Raw genomic sequence first — 15,868 nt, forward strand, 5'->3', positions numbered from 1 at the left:
ATCATCATCAATTGGCCAATCTATTTTCATCGAGTCAGTGTTGATGCATTTATCTTCTAACCGCCTATACAATTTGACTGAACAGTTTTTGTATGAACAAAAATAATAATATACTTGTATTTACTCTTTTAAATCAGAGATCTGAATAATAACGAACTATATTAAATGTAATATAAACAATGCTGGCTGTGCCGGCACATCCATATCCCAAAGGTCATGATGCACCGTCTGACGCACCCACTGGACCTGCCCGGTCTCAAGGCTGAGTGCCACGATCGACGAGGAATAAGTTTCCACATTTTCATCGCGGTTCATGCCCAACTGATCAGGGACCTTGTTGCCCAACGGCACATAGATCATGCCAAGCGCCTCGTCCGCACTGGAAACCGACCAGCTGTTGGGCGAGTTGGCGGTATAGGTCTGATCATCGGGGATCGGTTCAGTTTGTTCCGGATTACCGGAATCCCAGTTCCAGATCAGCTCGCCAGTATTAATGTCATAGGCGCGAATGACGCCCGACTGCGATTTGGTGGAATAGTTGTCATTCACCGCCCCGCCGATGATGATCTTGCCATCTGCGGCCACCGGCGGCGACGTTGAATAATAATAGCCCGCCGGATTGTAGGGCATGTTGGCTTCCAAATGCACCGTGCCCTCGTCCCCGAATGACGGGCAAACTTCACCCGTTGCCGCATCAAGGGCGATCAGGCGTGCGTCGGATGTCGGCAGGAACACACGTTCGGTGCACGGGCCGGTTTCGTTGGTGGCCGCGTCCTTGTAATAGGTCACACCCCGGCATGTCTGATGCTGACGGTCCGGATTTTGCGGAATGCCCGGATCAAATTTCCACTTTTCCTGTCCGGTTTTGGCATCAATCGCAATCGCCCAGCTGTGTGGCGTACAAAGATACAGCGTCTCGCCGATCTTAAGCGGTGTGACCTGATAAGTGGTTTCAGGCACGTCACTTTCGCGTTTCAGATCACCGGTCTGATAGACCCAGGCCTGTTCAAGCGATGCAACATTATCGGTATTGATCTGATCAAGCGGTGAATAGCGCTGCCCATAGGTCGTTCGACCATAATGATGCCAATCGCCATTCGGCACGGAGCCCCCATATTGCGGGTTTTCGACAACCGTACTGGTTGGCAAGGTGCCTTCAATTGCGTTGGGATTGTTCATCATCGAATAGACCGTAACGATCACGGCGATAACGACGCTGCCTTCAAGCACAAAGGACCGAGCCGGTGTCGTATTCTCGCGTGCACCATCCTCATCCTGCGACGTCCGGACCAGCGTTTTGCGGAAAACAGGCGTCATCAGCCAAAGCCCGACAACAATGATCAGGCCGCCGCGCGGTGCCAGTTGCCACCAGTCAAACCCGACCTCCCACACAGCCCAGACCAGACTTGCGAGTGTAAAGGCGCCATAAAACGGCAACAGAACAGGCTTGCGTGAAAAGGCCAGATAACTTGCAAACAGGAAGGCCAACCCGGCAAGCGCGTAATAGAAGCTCCCGCCGACTGTAATCAGCCATACACCACCAACAGCAAGTGCAAGACCGATCAAAGCCAGAAGGCCTGATGTCACTAGATTAATCATGGGGTAACCCTCGGCTAAATGAGGTCGCCAACCGTCATCAAAGACAGTGGACCGGAACTTGAGTCTTCAAAGGGGTTTTATCCACAAGCGCCTGAAAACCTTGCAAGTTCCACCGAGGACAAAAAAATCCCACCGTCAGCCATGAGCCGGTGGGATGCGTTGATTGCAGTGCGTTCGCAATTAGTGGTGGGTTTCGATGACCATGCCGCTTTTGACAACCTCGGTAATGGTCACACCCAGATTTTCATCAACGACAACCAGTTCGCCGCGGGCAACAAGGCGGTTATTGACGTAAATATCAACCGGCTCCCCCACGCGGCGGTCCAGCTCAAGCACGGCACCGCGGGTCAGGCGCATCAATTGCGCGACCTGGATCTGGCTTTTGCCAATCACCGTTGACACACGCACAGGTACATCATAGGCCGCCCCAATGTCGGAGGCCCCCATACGTACGCTAAACGGGTCCTTATCGTCGTCAGCCATGATTTCGCGCCATCCCGTCAAACCGAAAGAATCGTGAAGCTTGTATCTTAAAGGTGAGCTTTGAAAAAAGTGTTAGCAAGCCCAATCTGATAAAATCGACGATTGCTGATCAGTTCCGAAAATGTATCGGCACAATTTTACTGTCGTTTTTTGTATTATATTGCCCTAAACAGATGACGATTCCGGGCCAAACTTGGCCCAAAAGTGATCCAACCAGACGTCAGGATGTTTCATGCCTTATGACCGCCAATGGGTGGCAGATGCCATCAGCACGATTGAAGCCGATTTCAACCGGTCTGCCGATACCCATCTGATCCGCCTTGATCTGCCAAAGCTTGGTGACATTGGGCTTTACCTTAAGGATGAGTCGACCCATCCATCCGGCAGCCTCAAACATCGTCTGGCCCGGTCGCTGTTTCTCTATGGTCTGTGCAATGGCTGGATCAACAAGGACACCCCGATCATCGAGGCATCAAGTGGCTCCACCGCCGTATCAGAGGCCTATTTTGCCCGCCTTCTTGGCCTGCGCTTTATTGCGGTGATGCCGAAATCCACATCGCAGCAGAAAATCGATCAGATCGCCTTTTATGGCGGCGAAAGCCATCTGGTCGATCACAGTGGTCAGATTTATGAGGAATCGCAACGTCTGGCACGCGAACTGGGTGGCCATTACATGGACCAATTCACCTATGCCGAACGCGCGACCGACTGGCGCGGCAACAACAACATCGCCGAAAGCATCTTTGATCAGCTCAAACGCGAACCCCACCCCATTCCACGCTGGATCATTGTTGGCGCGGGAACGGGCGGCACATCATCGACCATCGGGCGTTATATCCGTTATGGCCGAAGCCTTGGTCAGGGTTGCGAGCTTTGTGTGGCCGACCCGGAAAACTCGGTTTTCTATGACGGGTATGAAACCGGCGACTGTTCTGTCACTAACAGCAAGGGATCGCGCGTCGAAGGCATCGGTCGCCCGCGGGTTGAACCCAGCTTCAACCCGACCGTGGTCGATCGCATGTATCGCATCCCCGATGCGGCAAGCTTTGCGGCCCTTTATTACCTGAAAAAGCATCTTGGTCGGCGCTGCGGCGGATCGACGGGCACCAACCTGATCGCGACCCTGTCGCTGATCTCGGAAATGAAGAAGGCCGGCCAAACCGGGTCGGTCGTGACCTTGCTGTGTGACGGTGGGGATCGTTATTGCGACACCTATTACAATCCCGACTGGCTCAAGGCACAGAATATCGACCTGACCCCGTGGACAGATGCACTCGACCGCTTTGATGAAACAGGCCTCTTTGACATGCCGCTTGATCATTGCAGCGGCTATGCCGGGCGTTAAGCAACCTAAGCTTCACCAATCTGCGAACACAAAAAAAGACGGGCGGTTAAACCGCCCGTCAGTCTTATCAGGGGAAGCTTCTCAGGGAGGAGAGACAGTCCTTAGCCGGTCACCGCAATCTTGCGCGGTTCGGGCTTCTGTTCTGCTACCTTTGGAAGAGTAAGCAACAGAACACCGTTCTTGAAGGATGCGGTAATATTGTCGGCATCAATGGTATCATTCAGGCGGAAGGACCGCTTGAAGCTGCCATAGCTGCGCTCGACAACATGGGCGCCATCCTTGCTTTCACGGCTGAATTTCTTCTCGCCGGTGATGGTCAGAACACCGTCAAGCACTTCGACATTGACGTCATCCTGTTCAACGCCCGGGAGTTCGGCAGAAAGTTCAAAATGATCTTCGCCGTCATAGATGTCGATCCGCGGGCTCAGCAACGGCTGGGTCGCCTCGCCTTCTTCGGAAGATACCTGTGCCGACGGGGCAGCACGGTGACCAAAGATCGAACCGATCATGCGGTCAACGTCACGGGAAATAAGAGTGAAAGGATCACCGTAAGTCGGTGCAGAAGACGGACGACGGGATCCATTAAGAGTCTGAAGACCAGTCATTGTAGTACCCTCCATTACAGACGAGTATTCTTGCGCCATCAGTCCAGACCAAGCTGCAACCTTGACGCGCATCGGGGCACCATGCCCCTTTCCGATCTTGAGATAGATCGGGTGAAAATTTCTGCAAGTGGGTCGATGCATTTTTTTGCGAATTTTTGATTTTTTCTGATCGCCTGCTTGGAAAACTCCCTGCTGGCATTCCATTCCCTGGAAAAATTCAACATGACGCTGGCGCCCGCCCCGCCCCCGGATTAGCTTCATCCCATTGATTGGCGCACGCGCGCCACCGTCCGAGTTAAAGGAACGCATATGAGCACTCTTTTCACCCCGCTTTCACTGGGTACGCTATCCCTTGATAACCGCATTATCATTGCACCGATGTGCCAATATTCCGCCGATAACGGCAAGGTCACCCATTGGCATGACATGCATCTGGGCAATCTGGCGCAATCAGGTGCCGGCCTTCTGATTATCGAAGCCACCGCCGTCGAACCCGAAGGTCGCATTACCTATGGCGATGTCGGCCTGTGGGATGACGAAACCGAGGCTGCACTTGGGAAAACACTCGCGGCTGTCCGTAGCCATTCCGACATGCCGATTGCCATCCAACTGGCCCATGCCGGGCGCAAGGCATCCTGTGAAAAACCGTGGCTTGGTGGCCATGCCCTTTCCCCGGACCATGAAAATGGCTGGCAGGTTTCGGCCCCCTCTGCCGTACCGTTCCGTGACGGCGATCCAATCCCCGAGGCAATGACAAAATCACGCATTGCAGACGTCATTCAGGCCTTTGTGGAGGCTGCTGAACGCTCGGTCCGGTTGGGCTTTGACGCGATTGAAATTCATGGCGCGCATGGCTATTTGCTCCATCAATTCCTGTCGCCGCATGCCAACAAGCGCGATGATGAATATGGCGGCTCGTTTGAAAACCGCACCCGCATCGTGATCGAAATCTATGACGCCATCCGCAAGGCCGTTGGCACGGACTATCCGCTCGGCATCCGTATTTCGGCAACCGACTGGGTCGAAGGCGGCTGGGATATTGATCAAAGCGTCGCGCTGGCCAAAATCCTCAAAGACCGTGGATGCGATTTTATCGACGTTTCATCGGGCGGCCTTCATATCGATCAGCAAATCCCGCTCGGCCCCAATTATCAGGTGCCGTTTGCCGCCCGCATCAAGGCCGAAACCGGCATGACCACAATTGCGGTCGGCCTGATCACCGAGGCCGAACAGGCAGAAGCCATCACCTTTACCGGTCAGGCCGATGCCATCGCCCTTGCGCGCGGCATTCTGTATGACCCGCGCTGGCCGTGGCATGCCGCCGCAACGCTGGGGGCCGAGGTCAAGGCCGCCCCACAATATCTGCGCTGCCAGCCCCGGACGCTTAAAAAGCTGTTTGGTTGACACCTTTTGAATTCAGCAAAGAGCCCGCCCGTGTGCGGGCTCTTTTTTATTGCCGCTTAGACAAAGAAAAGGGGCCCGCCAGTGGCGAGCCCCTTCCGTTATGCGATAGGTCGGTTGGGTAAGGCTTAGAAGCCCATACCACCCATGCCGCCCATACCACCCATGCCGCCCATGTCAGGCGCACCGCCAGCCGGTTTGTCTTCGGCTTTCTCGGCGATCATGCATTCGGTGGTGATCAGCAGACCAGCGACCGATGCTGCGTCCTGCAGAGCAGTACGAACAACTTTGGCCGGGTCGATGATGCCAGCTTTGACGAGGTTGGTGTATTCGCCCTTCTGAGCGTCGTAACCGAACTCTACATCGTCCTGCTCAAGCAGTTTACCAGCAACAACAGCGCCGTCTACGCCAGCGTTCTGTGCGATCTGGCGAACCGGTGCCTGCAGGGCACGGCGAACGATGTCAACACCGATGGTCTGGTCGTGGTTTTCACCTTCAAGGCCTTCGAGCGCCTTGACGGAGTACAGCAGAGCCGTACCACCACCAGCAACAATGCCTTCTTCAACAGCAGCGCGGGTTGCGTGCAGGGCATCGTCAACGCGGTCTTTGCGTTCTTTCACTTCGATTTCCGAAGCGCCACCGATTTTGATCACTGCAACACCGCCTGCGAGTTTCGCAAGACGTTCCTGCAGTTTTTCACGATCGTAGTCAGAGGTGGTTTCTTCGATCTGGGCGCGGATCTGGCCAACGCGTGCTTCGATCTGTGCTTTCTCACCAGCACCATCAATGATGGTGGTTTCTTCTTTGGTGATAGTAACCGATTTCGCGGTACCGAGCATATCAAGCGTAACGCTTTCCAGTTTGATGCCGAGATCTTCGGAAACAACCTGACCACCGGTAAGGATGGCGATGTCTTCGAGCATGGCTTTACGACGATCGCCGAAGCCCGGTGCTTTAACAGCAGCGATTTTCAGACCACCGCGCAGCTTGTTGACAACCAGGGTTGCCAGTGCTTCGCCTTCGATGTCTTCAGCAATGATCAGAAGCGGCTTGCCGGACTGAACGACCGACTCAAGCAGCGGAAGGATCGGCTGAAGCGAGGAGATTTTCTTGTCGAACAGCAGGATGTACGGAGCATCCATTTCTGCGACCATTTTCTCCGGGTTGGTTACGAAGTACGGAGACAGGTAACCACGGTCGAACTGCATGCCTTCGACAACGTCGAGTTCGGTGTGCAGGCCTTTGGCTTCCTCAACGGTGATAACGCCTTCGTTGCCAACTTTTTCCATGGCTTCTGCGATCATGTCGCCGACTTCACGGTCACCGTTTGCCGAAATGTTACCAACCTGTGCGATCTCGTCGCGACCGGCAACTTTACGTGCACGGCTCTGGATGGATTCGATCACTTTGGTGGTCGCAAGGTCGATACCGCGCTTCAGGTCCATCGGGTTCATGCCGGCAGCAACAGACTTGTTGCCTTCACGAACAATGGCCTGTGCCAGAACGGTTGCGGTCGTGGTGCCGTCACCCGCCAGATCGGCGGTTTTCGAAGCGACTTCGCGAACCATCTGTGCGCCCATGTTTTCGAACTTGTCGGTCAGTTCGATTTCTTTGGCGACCGAAACACCGTCCTTGGTCACGCGCGGTGCGCCAAAGGACTTTTCGATAACAACGTTACGACCTTTCGGGCCGAGGGTCACCTTGACAGCGTCTGCCAGGATGTCGACACCACGCAGCATTTTGGCGCGTGCGTCAGTGGAGAATTTTACTTCTTTAGCAGCCATAATATTCTTTCCTCTCTATGAGACGGATGAACGTGGATAAATCACCCAAACGGGCTGAATTAGTCCATGATGCCCATGATGTCGGATTCTTTCATGATCAACAGCTCTTCGCCGTCGACCTTGACTTCGGTGCCCGACCATTTGCCAAACAGGACTTTGTCACCTGCTTTGACGTCGAGGGCTACGACCGAGCCATCTTCTTTACGAACGCCAGAACCAACAGCGATGACTTCGCCTTCCTGCGGTTTTTCTTTGGCGGTATCCGGAATAATGATGCCACCGGCAGTTTTGGTGTCGGATTCGACACGACGTACCAGTACTCGATCATGCAGCGGACGGAACTTCATTTTAGACAACTCCGTGTTTAAGCTAAGGCTCGTTAATAACTAAGACTAACCGGGATGAGCCCGTATTAGCACTCACCCCCGGCGAGTGCTAACAGCATTTATTGGAGTACCAGTTCAAAGTCAATAGGGAGATGTAAAAAGACGCAGAAATGTCACGATTTTTGGCGTTTTCCGCGTACGGAGCGCAGCAAAAATCCGCCCCCGTTTCAAAGCGGGCTGATCAAAACATTTTCATGCCTCGGAAACAAGCCCCGACACCACGCCGCAGAAGAATATATATCGGGCTGTCACACTTGCTTTTGTCAAAGGGCTGTTTGGCAGGTTCGGTTCAGGCGACGAAGATGCATGGTTCAAACACCTATGAAAAAGCGGACTTCACGTCTAAGCTCCAGCCAAAGAACGCAAATAACATCCAATGACCGCGCAAACACCCGGATTGCAAAAAATGTCGTGCAGTAAAAATTCATCGCCCCCGACGTCCGGGCCTTCAGCCAAACGGCAGGAGCTGATCGCACCCGCTTTTCTGTTATTTGCCCTTGTCGGTTTGTTTTCTTCGCAAACAATTAGCACTGAGTCTTGGGCCGATGAGGCTGATGTCGAATGCCCGAAAAAGATCGCCTATGTCGAAAATGACCCGATGTCGCAGAAGTCGATTGTGATCTTGCAGAAACTCTATGCGGATCTCGGCTGCCCGCTTCAGGCCGTCAAACTGCCAGGGCGTCGGGGGCTGTTACATTTCAACCAAGGCCTCGTGGATGGCGAGTTATACCGCGCAATCCCGGGCGAAAAGAACTATTCCCGCGCGTTTGTAAGATCATCGGTTGCTCTCCGCGAAATTGCAAACCGGCTTTGGCGCAATCCGAACGATCAAGCCCCATCAACGCCAATTGCCTTTACGCTGGGCGTGATATGGCAGGAGAAGTACGTCCATGCGGATACGGCCAAAACCGGCATCACGCACAAGCCGATGATGTTTAATACGGAAAAGCACCAAGCCTATGCCGAAGGCCGCATCACGCGTTTTCTGTCAGCAGATAGCAATATCGACGACATGCTGACACAGGGCATTCTGGCCGACACACCAGCACCGGTAATCGAGGAGACGATTTCGGTCCTGCCGCTTTATCATTATCTCGGTGCGGAATTCGAACCCTTCATGAAAAAATTCTGGGTAAGCGGATTAAATGGTTGATCTTACCTTTGCATGAGAGTGAGACAGACCGGCATCTCATCGGATTATCTGGTTGATGCTTCACCTACTGCTGGTGCATGTTTCCTTCGCTAATTCCAGCAAGAACCCCACACGCCTCAACTTCCCGGTCATCGTTGCAACTCGCTCTCAGTGAAACGAGTTGTTTCTCAAGCGCTTGCAGAGCGGTTATCTGCGACCGCACATGAGAGATGTGATCATCGAGCAAGGCGTTGACGGCGGTACAAGGCTGATGAGGGTCGTCCTGATAGCTCTGTAGTTCGTGAATCTCAGCCAGTGACAGGCCCAGGATTCTGCAGCGACGGATGAAGGCCAGCCCCTCACCATGCTTCTCGGTATAGACACGGTAACCGTTGTCCTGCCGATCAGGCGGCGGCAACAAGCCCTGCTGTTCATAGAAGCGGATCGTCTGTGTTTCGACCCCTACCAACTGCGCCAACTGACCAATGCGCATCAGCCTCCTCCCCAACGGATTCTTTACTCTATTGACCTTATAGTAGCTTTATAGTTTTAAATGGTACCACAACATTGTTCAAGTGGAGTCGTATCATGAGCAAATCCTGTGGTGGCGCCTGTGGCGGTGATGCAACGTCCGCAGCGGATACCGATATACAGGCCTCCTCCGAGGCGCCAGGGAGATGGGTCAGTGTTTATGCCGTGCCGAAGATGGACTGTCCATCAGAAGAACGAATGATTCGCCTAGCCCTGAACGGCTTTGAGGAGATTCGGGCGCTGTCCTTCGACTTGTCGAACCGCCGGCTGAAGGTCGTGCATGACGGCGAGGTCGAGCCCGTCACCTCGAAACTGAAGACCTTGGGGCTAGGCGCCTCGCTTCAGGAAACCGTCGCTGCAAATCCGGAGACCATCAAGGCCGCCGAGTTTTCGGCAGCTTCTGCTAAGCAAGAATCCGGGACCCTGCGCTGGTTGCTCGGCATCAATGCACTTCTGTTCGTGGTGGAAATGACTGCCGGTCTGATCGCCCAGTCCACCGGCCTGATTGGAGAATCCCTGGACAATTTTGCCGATGCGGCGGTGTACGGGCTTGCCCTTTATGCGGTTGGACATAGCGTGAAAATGCAGGTACGTGCCGCGCATCTTGCTGGTGTACTGCAACTGATCTTGGCTGTGGGCGTGCTCGTAGAGGTGGTGAGACGCTTTGTATTCGGTAGTGAGCCTGAATCGCTGGTGATGATGGCTATCGCATTCGTCGCATTGATTGCCAATACCAGTTGTCTGCTGCTCATATCCAAACATCGGGAAGGCGGGGCGCACATGAAGGCAAGCTGGATATTCTCGGCCAACGACGTGGTGATCAACCTGGGGGTCATCACCGCCGGCGCCCTGGTCGCGTGGACCGGTTCCAATTATCCGGATCTGATTATCGGCACCATCGCGGGGGGCATTGTACTTAACGGTGCCAGACGCATTTTGGCGTTGAAGGGTTAAATAATGCTCATTATTGGCAAAAAGCTCTCGCCGTATGCCCTATTGTTCATATCGGGCCTGCTGGCAGCGTCTGATCAGGCTGTAAAGTGGCTGGTGCAGCAATCAATGGCCTATGGCGAGTATGTTTCGGTGACCCCGTTCTTTAACTGGGTGCACCTATGGAACACCGGTGCCGCATTCAGTCTTTTTGCGAATGGTGGAGGCTGGCAGCGCTACTTTTTTATCGGAATCGCGGTAGTGGTCTCGATTTTTCTGATCAAGCTGATCCTTGAAAATCGTCATAAAGGAGAAGCCATCGCTTACAGTCTTATCCTCGGTGGCGCCATGGGCAACCTGATTGACCGGGTCTTTCGCGGCTATGTTGTGGATTCCTTTGATTTCTATTGGCGAGACTGGCATTGGCCGGCCTTCAACCTGGCTGATATTGCAATTGTCCTCGGTGCCTTACTTTTCGTTTCCAGCAGCTTGTTGGGTAAAAAAGCAAACACCAATGCCGAGCCGGATGGATCTGACTGACACCTACGCCTATACAACACCATGACCGAACTTCCCGACAACATCCTTCACCTGCCGCAATACCAAGTACTGGGCTGCAAATCAACCGACGACGAAATGCACTTCCAGGTGGACGTGCCCGATCCCATCGCCTGCGAGGAATGCGGCGTGCAGGGTGAGTTCGTACGGTTCGGCAAGCGTGACGTTCCCTATCGTGATCTGCCCATCCACGGCAAGCGGGTCACTCTCTGGGTGGTCCGCCGCCGATACACCTGCCGGGCCTGCAAGACAACATTCAGGCCCCAGCTACCGGAGATGGTGGACGGATTCCGTATGACACTGCGGCTGCATGAGTACGTGGAGAAGGAATCCTTCAACCACCCCTACACCTTTGTGGCGGCACAGACCGGCCTGGACGAGAAGACGGTGCGCGACATCTTCAACGCCCGCGCCGAGTTCCTGGGGCGCTGGCACCGCTTCGAGACGCCCCGCATCCTGGGCATTGACGAGCTATACCTGAACAAGCGCTACCGCTGCATTCTGACCAACATTGAGGAGCGAACCCTGCTCGACCTGCTGGCCACCCGCCGCCAGGACGTGGTGACCAACTACCTGATGAAGCTGAAAGACCGGCAGAAGGTCGAGATCGTCAGCATGGACATGTGGAACCCCTACCGGGCAGCGGTCAAGGCTGTGCTGCCCCAGGCCCGTATCGTGGTCGATAAGTTCCATGTGGTGCGCATGGCCAACGATGCCCTAGAGAGAGTGCGCAAGGGCCTCAGAAAGGAGCTGAAACCGTCCCAGAGCCGGACTCTCAAGGGAGACCGGAAAATCCTGCTGAAACGCGCTCACGAAGTCTCAGACCGGGAGCGCCTCATCATGGAGACCTGGACAGGCGCGTTCCCGCAACTGCTGGCCGCCTACGAGCACAAGGAGCGCTTCTACGGCATCTGGGACGCCACCACACGGCTCCAGGCAGAAGCCGCCCTGGACGAGTGGATAGCCACCATCCCGAAGGGCCAAAAGGAAGTCTGGAGCGATCTGGTCAGGGCAGTGGGAAACTGGCGCGAAGAGACCATGACCTACTTCGAGACGGACATGCCCGTCACCAACGCTTACACGGAGTCCATCAACCGACTGGCCAAGGACAAGAACCGTGAAGGGCGCGGTTACTCCTTCGAGGTGATGCGGGCACGAATGCTCTACACCACGAAGCACAAGAAGAAGGCACCGACTGCGAAGGTCTCTCCTTTCTACAAGAAAACCATCGGTTACGGACTGCCGGACTTCGCAGAGGAACTCAACTACGGAGTCGATCTATCAACCATCTGAGGGTGGTATCAGATTGATGGGGTGAAGGTGCCCCATCAACCATTAAATCCGTATACCCAAAATTCTCTGCTCTCGTCGCGCAAACGGATCCATTTCGCAAGGCTCAGAATCAATAAACGTAACGACGGACGCCACAACCTTGATAGAGCCGACCACCCATTCAATTGCAACGCTCGGAATTTTATAAAAATGCGCATATGCACGAAGGCCAAGCATCTGCTATCCATAGTCTGGACGAATTAATTTACCCTGCACAAGGCAGCACGGATGCAATTTGAAGAGCTGGAAATTCCCGATGTTAAGTTGATCTTCCCAAAAAAATTTGGCGACGAGCGGGGTTTTTTCTCTGAGACCTATAATCTGGAAGCCTTTGCCAAAGCTGGCATTGATCAGCAGTTCGTGCAGGACAATCATTCTTTATCGAGCAATGTCGGCGTACTGCGAGGACTGCATTTTCAATGTCCGCCCTTTGCCCAAGACAAGCTGGTTCGGGTCATCAGAGGCCGCATTCTGGATGTCGCAGTCGACATTCGCGCCAAGTCAAAGACGTTCGGGAAATGGGTTTCAACTGAAATCAGTGCAGAAGACTGGAATCAGATATTCATTCCCGCCGGTTTTGCCCACGGCTTTGTCACGCTCGAGCCAGATACGGAAGTGAACTACAAGGTATCAGCACCTTATGCTCCGGAAAGCGAACGCGCGATAATGTGGAATGATCCGGACCTTGGCATCGACTGGCCGTTTGGCAAAAGCCAGGTCACGCTGTCGGCAAAAGACGAGAAAGCCATAAGTTTTGCAAGCTATCGCGAGAACCCGGTATTCTAGTCCCACTTAAAGGATATCGTAGGTTTTTAGAACCGTCTGGAGATATACCTTGTAAGAGCTTGCGCCAAACTCGCTTATCAGCTTTTCAAACTGCTCGACCGAGATCATGCCCTTTCTCAGCGCGATTTCTTCGGGACAGGCAATCTTGAGGCTTTGGCGGCTCTCGACGGTACGGACAAAATTGGCGGCATCAAGCATCGCCGCGTGCGTTCCGGTATCGAGCCAGGCATAGCCCCTGCCCATCTTCTCGACCTTCAGTGTGCCGCGTTTAAGGTAAGCCTTGTTTACGTCGGTAATTTCGAGCTCACCACGTTTGGACGGTTTGATCGATTTGGCGATGTCGACGACATCTGAATCGTAAAAATACAACCCCGTCACGGCGAAGTTCGATTTGGGATTGGCGGGTTTTTCCTCAATATCCAGGGCCACACCATCGCGGTCAAACTCAACCACGCCATACCGCTCAGGGTCCTGAACGTAATAGGCAAACACCGTTGCCCCATCGGATTGGGCCATTGCATTGCCCAACAATTCGGTCAGGTTGTGACCAAAATAGATGTTGTCGCCCAAAATCAAACAGCACGGGTCGTTACCGACAAAATCCGCACCAACAATAAACGCATCTGCAAGGCCGCGGGGTTCAGGCTGAACCGCATATTGAAGGCGGATGCCCCATTTCGAACCATCACCAAGCAGGTCTTTGAACAGCGGAACATCGCGGGGCGTGCTGATAATCAGGATGTCTGTGATACCCGCCAGCATCAGCGTAGTCAGCGGATAATAGATCATCGGCTTGTCATAGACAGGCTGCAACTGCTTGGAGACAACCAGTGTCGAAGGGTGCAACCGTGATCCTGTCCCGCCTGCCAGTATGATCCCTTTACGCATCCGCATTTTCCTTCCCACGCCCTCTGATAACAGCCGTCAGGCTGTCCTCAACATTTGGCAACTTGATACCAAACGTATCATTGATAAGCCTGCAAGACAGCACAGAGTATTCCGGCCTTTTTGCAGCAGTTGGAAATTCCGAGGACTTGATTGGCAAAACCACACAGTCTTTGCCTTTCCAATCCTCACCCCATTCCTGCAAAGCGATCTTGTGAATGCTCTTGCCAAACTCAAACCACGTCATTTCTTGATCTGACGTCAGGTGATAGGTGCCGAATTTATCAAACTCGGCAGAGGTCGCCGCACCGCAAAGCTCCAAAATAGCATGTGCCAAATCATGGGCGCTTGTGGGACACCCGGTCTGATCATCGACAATTCGAACCTCATCCCTTTGCGCCATGAGATTGAACATCGTTTTGACGAAGTTTTTGCCAAACTGGCTGTAGACCCAGGATGTCCTCAATATAAGGTGCTTTTGATGCGCCTCGCGAACAGCAACCTCACCCGCAAGCTTGCTGTTACCGTAAACACCCAGGGGCGAGACCTTATCTTCCTCGCGATAAGGCTTTGTTCCCTTCCCGTCGAAAACATAATCCGTCGAGACATGGATCAGCGGGATGGCGCGTTTGGCGAGGGCTTCTGCCATTGCGCGAACTGCATCGCCGTTAACCTTGAACGCGATGTCTTCGTGCTGCTCGGCCAAATCCACGGCGGTGTATGCCGCTGCATTGACAACAATATCCGGTTGCAAGCGGTCGATAACGGGTTCGATTTGGGAAGCATCCTCAAGGTCACATTCTTCCCGACCAACAAAGACCAGTTGCGCGTCGGGAAATTCATGCGCGGAAGCAGCCAGACACCTGGCAAGCTGACCATTTTTGCCAAACACCAGTATTTTAGGCATCGGCCTGCCCCTTGGCACTTCCCAGACGTTCGCCTGCATATTTACTTTTTAAAATCGGCTCCCACCATTCGCGATTATTCACATACCACTCAATGGTTTGCCGAAGGCCGGTTTCGAAATCGTATTTCGGCTTCCAACCCAACTCATTCTGCATTTTGGTTGGATCGATGGCATAGCGCCAATCGTGGCCGGGGCGGTCTTTAACGTACGTAACCGCTTCATCAAAATTCTCGAACGAGATGTCGGGCACGATCTCTTGCACCGTATCAAATATGCGTTTGACGACGTCGATGTTGGTCAGCTCGTTACAACCGCCAACATTGTATTTCTCGCCAATGCGGCCCTCGGTCAGGATCTTGACCAGTGCCTCTGCATGATCCTCAACATGCAGCCAGTCGCGTGTATTCAAACCCTCGCCGTAGACAGGAAGCTTCTTGCCATGCAGCAGGTTGAGCGCCATCAGTGGAATGAGTTTTTCCGGGAACTGATAGGGACCGTAATTGTTGGAACAATTACTGATGACAATAGGCAATCCATAAGTATGGTGCCAAGCCTGCACCAGATGATCCGAACTCGCCTTGCTGGCAGAATAAGGTGAGGTCGGGGCATACGCGGTCTCTTCGGTGAACAGCCCTTCGCTGCCAAGCGAACCATAAACCTCATCCGTCGAGATATGGTGGAATCGAAATTGTGAACGTTTATCCGCCGGCAGCTTATCGAAATACGCACGCGCAACGTCAAGCAAGTTAAACGTACCAACCACATTGGTCTGAATAAAATCAGCCGGTCCGTCGATCGAACGATCAACATGACTTTCCGCCGCCAGATGCATCACCGCATCGGGCTGAAAGTCATCAAAAATTTTAACTATGGCGTCCCGGTTGCAGATATCCTGATGGGCAAAATGGTAGTTATCGCGTGCAGAAATCGACGCCAACGTCCGCAGGTCACCCGCATAGGTCAGTTTATCGATATTAAGGACTTCATAGCCCTTCAACCCGGTCATCAGCCGACAAACAGCAGACCCGATAAAACCTGCACCGCCCGTCACGATAACTTTCATTTTGCTCTCATGGAAAATTTGTGGCTTGGAACCGACGTCGTCACTACGAGATTACATTGCGCAAACGATAGTGTCGAACCTTCGGTTAACTTATTGCAAAGAAGACGTTCTCCTGAAGCCCCCTTGCCAAAACCGGCCAAG

The 15,868-nt window shown here is 53.5% G+C and carries 16 protein-coding genes; 7 read left to right on the forward strand and 9 right to left on the reverse strand.

Features of this window, described 5'->3' with window-relative positions:
* Window positions 1-156 precede the first annotated feature (156 nt).
* Together DY252_RS15305 and fliN are read right to left on the reverse strand one after the other, a co-directional pair.
* Window positions 157-1,599, reverse strand: coding sequence for a PQQ-binding-like beta-propeller repeat protein (locus tag DY252_RS15305; RefSeq protein WP_231959840.1), 1,443 nt, complete (start codon window positions 1,597-1,599; stop codon window positions 157-159).
* A 180-nt stretch (window positions 1,600-1,779) separates the two neighbouring features.
* Complete coding sequence (gene fliN / locus DY252_RS15310) at window positions 1,780-2,082, reverse strand: flagellar motor switch protein FliN (RefSeq protein ID WP_040823589.1); 303 nt, start codon at window positions 2,080-2,082, stop codon at window positions 1,780-1,782.
* Between the two features lie 232 nt (window positions 2,083-2,314).
* On the opposite strand from fliN, the gene DY252_RS15315 reads away from it, so the two are divergent.
* Window positions 2,315-3,427, forward strand: coding sequence for a PLP-dependent cysteine synthase family protein (locus DY252_RS15315; protein WP_064790841.1), 1,113 nt, complete (start codon window positions 2,315-2,317; stop codon window positions 3,425-3,427).
* A gap of 101 nt (window positions 3,428-3,528) precedes the next feature.
* Here DY252_RS15315 and DY252_RS15320 read toward each other — a convergent pair whose 3' ends face one another.
* Window positions 3,529-4,032, reverse strand: coding sequence for an Hsp20/alpha crystallin family protein (locus tag DY252_RS15320; protein ID WP_064790846.1), 504 nt, complete (start codon window positions 4,030-4,032; stop codon window positions 3,529-3,531).
* A 309-nt stretch (window positions 4,033-4,341) separates the two neighbouring features.
* Here DY252_RS15320 and DY252_RS15325 point away from each other — a divergent pair, with 309 nt between their 5' ends.
* Entirely contained in the window at window positions 4,342-5,436 is a 1,095-nt protein-coding gene (locus tag DY252_RS15325) for an NADH:flavin oxidoreductase/NADH oxidase (RefSeq protein WP_064790842.1), read from the forward strand.
* 125 nt (window positions 5,437-5,561) lie between these two features.
* On the opposite strand, the gene groL is transcribed toward DY252_RS15325, so the two are convergent.
* Window positions 5,562-7,217 carry a chaperonin GroEL gene (groL, locus tag DY252_RS15330; protein WP_064790843.1) on the reverse strand — a complete coding sequence of 552 codons (1,656 nt, stop codon included), beginning with the start codon at window positions 7,215-7,217 and terminating at the stop codon, window positions 5,562-5,564.
* A 59-nt stretch (window positions 7,218-7,276) separates the two neighbouring features.
* Window positions 7,277-7,564 (reverse strand): co-chaperone GroES, encoded by a 288-nt coding sequence (groES, locus tag DY252_RS15335; RefSeq protein ID WP_008890518.1) that lies wholly within the window; start codon window positions 7,562-7,564, stop codon window positions 7,277-7,279.
* A gap of 445 nt (window positions 7,565-8,009) precedes the next feature.
* On the opposite strand from groES, the gene DY252_RS15340 reads away from it, so the two are divergent.
* Window positions 8,010-8,756, forward strand: coding sequence for a hypothetical protein (locus tag DY252_RS15340; protein WP_129542745.1), 747 nt, complete (start codon window positions 8,010-8,012; stop codon window positions 8,754-8,756).
* Between the two features lie 64 nt (window positions 8,757-8,820).
* Here DY252_RS15340 and cadR read toward each other — a convergent pair whose 3' ends face one another.
* Complete coding sequence (gene cadR / locus DY252_RS15345; RefSeq protein WP_004364961.1) at window positions 8,821-9,228, reverse strand: Cd(II)/Pb(II)-responsive transcriptional regulator; 408 nt, start codon at window positions 9,226-9,228, stop codon at window positions 8,821-8,823.
* A gap of 95 nt (window positions 9,229-9,323) precedes the next feature.
* Here cadR and DY252_RS15350 point away from each other — a divergent pair, with 95 nt between their 5' ends.
* The 4 genes from DY252_RS15350 (at window position 9,324) to rfbC (ending at window position 12,872) form a co-directional block, all read left to right on the forward strand.
* The gene (locus DY252_RS15350) at window positions 9,324-10,220 is read left to right on the forward strand and encodes a cation efflux transmembrane domain-containing protein (protein ID WP_004574643.1); all 897 of its coding nucleotides are present in this window, start codon (window positions 9,324-9,326) and stop codon (window positions 10,218-10,220) included.
* Between the two features lie 3 nt (window positions 10,221-10,223).
* Window positions 10,224-10,736, forward strand: a complete 513-nt coding sequence (gene lspA, locus DY252_RS15355; protein ID WP_064790853.1) for a signal peptidase II — start codon at window positions 10,224-10,226, stop codon at window positions 10,734-10,736.
* Window positions 10,737-10,757: 21 nt separating this feature from the next.
* Window positions 10,758-12,047 carry an ISL3-like element ISPpu12 family transposase gene (locus tag DY252_RS15360; protein WP_004574636.1) on the forward strand — a complete coding sequence of 430 codons (1,290 nt, stop codon included), beginning with the start codon at window positions 10,758-10,760 and terminating at the stop codon, window positions 12,045-12,047.
* Window positions 12,048-12,314: 267 nt separating this feature from the next.
* Window positions 12,315-12,872: a dTDP-4-dehydrorhamnose 3,5-epimerase gene (rfbC, locus tag DY252_RS15370; protein ID WP_064790612.1), complete on the forward strand. Its 558-nt coding sequence runs from the start codon at window positions 12,315-12,317 to the stop codon at window positions 12,870-12,872.
* A gap of 6 nt (window positions 12,873-12,878) precedes the next feature.
* Here the strand turns inward: rfbC and rfbA are convergent, their stop codons facing one another.
* From rfbA to rfbB, 3 genes are read right to left on the reverse strand one after another with little or no spacing between them, the layout of a single operon-like run.
* Window positions 12,879-13,760 carry a glucose-1-phosphate thymidylyltransferase RfbA gene (gene rfbA / locus DY252_RS15375; RefSeq protein ID WP_082923624.1) on the reverse strand — a complete coding sequence of 294 codons (882 nt, stop codon included), beginning with the start codon at window positions 13,758-13,760 and terminating at the stop codon, window positions 12,879-12,881.
* Entirely contained in the window at window positions 13,753-14,664 is a 912-nt protein-coding gene (rfbD, locus tag DY252_RS15380) for a dTDP-4-dehydrorhamnose reductase (protein ID WP_064790610.1), read from the reverse strand. Before rfbD ends, rfbA begins: the two co-directional genes overlap by 8 nt.
* On the reverse strand, window positions 14,657-15,727 hold the full coding sequence (gene rfbB / locus DY252_RS15385) for a dTDP-glucose 4,6-dehydratase (protein WP_064790609.1): 1,071 nt from the start codon (window positions 15,725-15,727) through the stop codon (window positions 14,657-14,659). Before rfbB ends, rfbD begins: the two co-directional genes overlap by 8 nt.
* Window positions 15,728-15,868: the final 141 nt, after the last annotated feature.

This window comes from Thalassospira indica, from assembly GCF_003403095.1.
GTDB classification, from domain to species: Bacteria; Pseudomonadota; Alphaproteobacteria; order Rhodospirillales; family Thalassospiraceae; genus Thalassospira; species Thalassospira indica.

What these genes read in the sequence shown, in the direction of transcription:
- DY252_RS15305 (WP_231959840.1), bottom strand. Translation starts at nt 1,599, where the DNA reads ATGATTAATCTAGTGACATCAGGCCTTCTGGCTTTGATCGGTCTTGCA.
- fliN (WP_040823589.1), bottom strand. Translation starts at nt 2,082, where the DNA reads ATGGCTGACGACGATAAGGACCCGTTTAGCGTACGTATGGGGGCCTCC.
- DY252_RS15315 (WP_064790841.1), top strand. Translation starts at nt 2,315, where the DNA reads ATGCCTTATGACCGCCAATGGGTGGCAGATGCCATCAGCACGATTGAA.
- DY252_RS15320 (WP_064790846.1), bottom strand. Translation starts at nt 4,032, where the DNA reads ATGACTGGTCTTCAGACTCTTAATGGATCCCGTCGTCCGTCTTCTGCA.
- DY252_RS15325 (WP_064790842.1), top strand. Translation starts at nt 4,342, where the DNA reads ATGAGCACTCTTTTCACCCCGCTTTCACTGGGTACGCTATCCCTTGAT.
- groL (WP_064790843.1), bottom strand. Translation starts at nt 7,217, where the DNA reads ATGGCTGCTAAAGAAGTAAAATTCTCCACTGACGCACGCGCCAAAATG.
- groES (WP_008890518.1), bottom strand. Translation starts at nt 7,564, where the DNA reads ATGAAGTTCCGTCCGCTGCATGATCGAGTACTGGTACGTCGTGTCGAA.
- DY252_RS15340 (WP_129542745.1), top strand. Translation starts at nt 8,010, where the DNA reads ATGTCGTGCAGTAAAAATTCATCGCCCCCGACGTCCGGGCCTTCAGCC.
- cadR (WP_004364961.1), bottom strand. Translation starts at nt 9,228, where the DNA reads ATGCGCATTGGTCAGTTGGCGCAGTTGGTAGGGGTCGAAACACAGACG.
- DY252_RS15350 (WP_004574643.1), top strand. Translation starts at nt 9,324, where the DNA reads ATGAGCAAATCCTGTGGTGGCGCCTGTGGCGGTGATGCAACGTCCGCA.
- lspA (WP_064790853.1), top strand. Translation starts at nt 10,224, where the DNA reads ATGCTCATTATTGGCAAAAAGCTCTCGCCGTATGCCCTATTGTTCATA.
- DY252_RS15360 (WP_004574636.1), top strand. Translation starts at nt 10,758, where the DNA reads ATGACCGAACTTCCCGACAACATCCTTCACCTGCCGCAATACCAAGTA.
- rfbC (WP_064790612.1), top strand. Translation starts at nt 12,315, where the DNA reads ATGCAATTTGAAGAGCTGGAAATTCCCGATGTTAAGTTGATCTTCCCA.
- rfbA (WP_082923624.1), bottom strand. Translation starts at nt 13,760, where the DNA reads ATGCGTAAAGGGATCATACTGGCAGGCGGGACAGGATCACGGTTGCAC.
- rfbD (WP_064790610.1), bottom strand. Translation starts at nt 14,664, where the DNA reads ATGCCTAAAATACTGGTGTTTGGCAAAAATGGTCAGCTTGCCAGGTGT.
- rfbB (WP_064790609.1), bottom strand. Translation starts at nt 15,727, where the DNA reads ATGAAAGTTATCGTGACGGGCGGTGCAGGTTTTATCGGGTCTGCTGTT.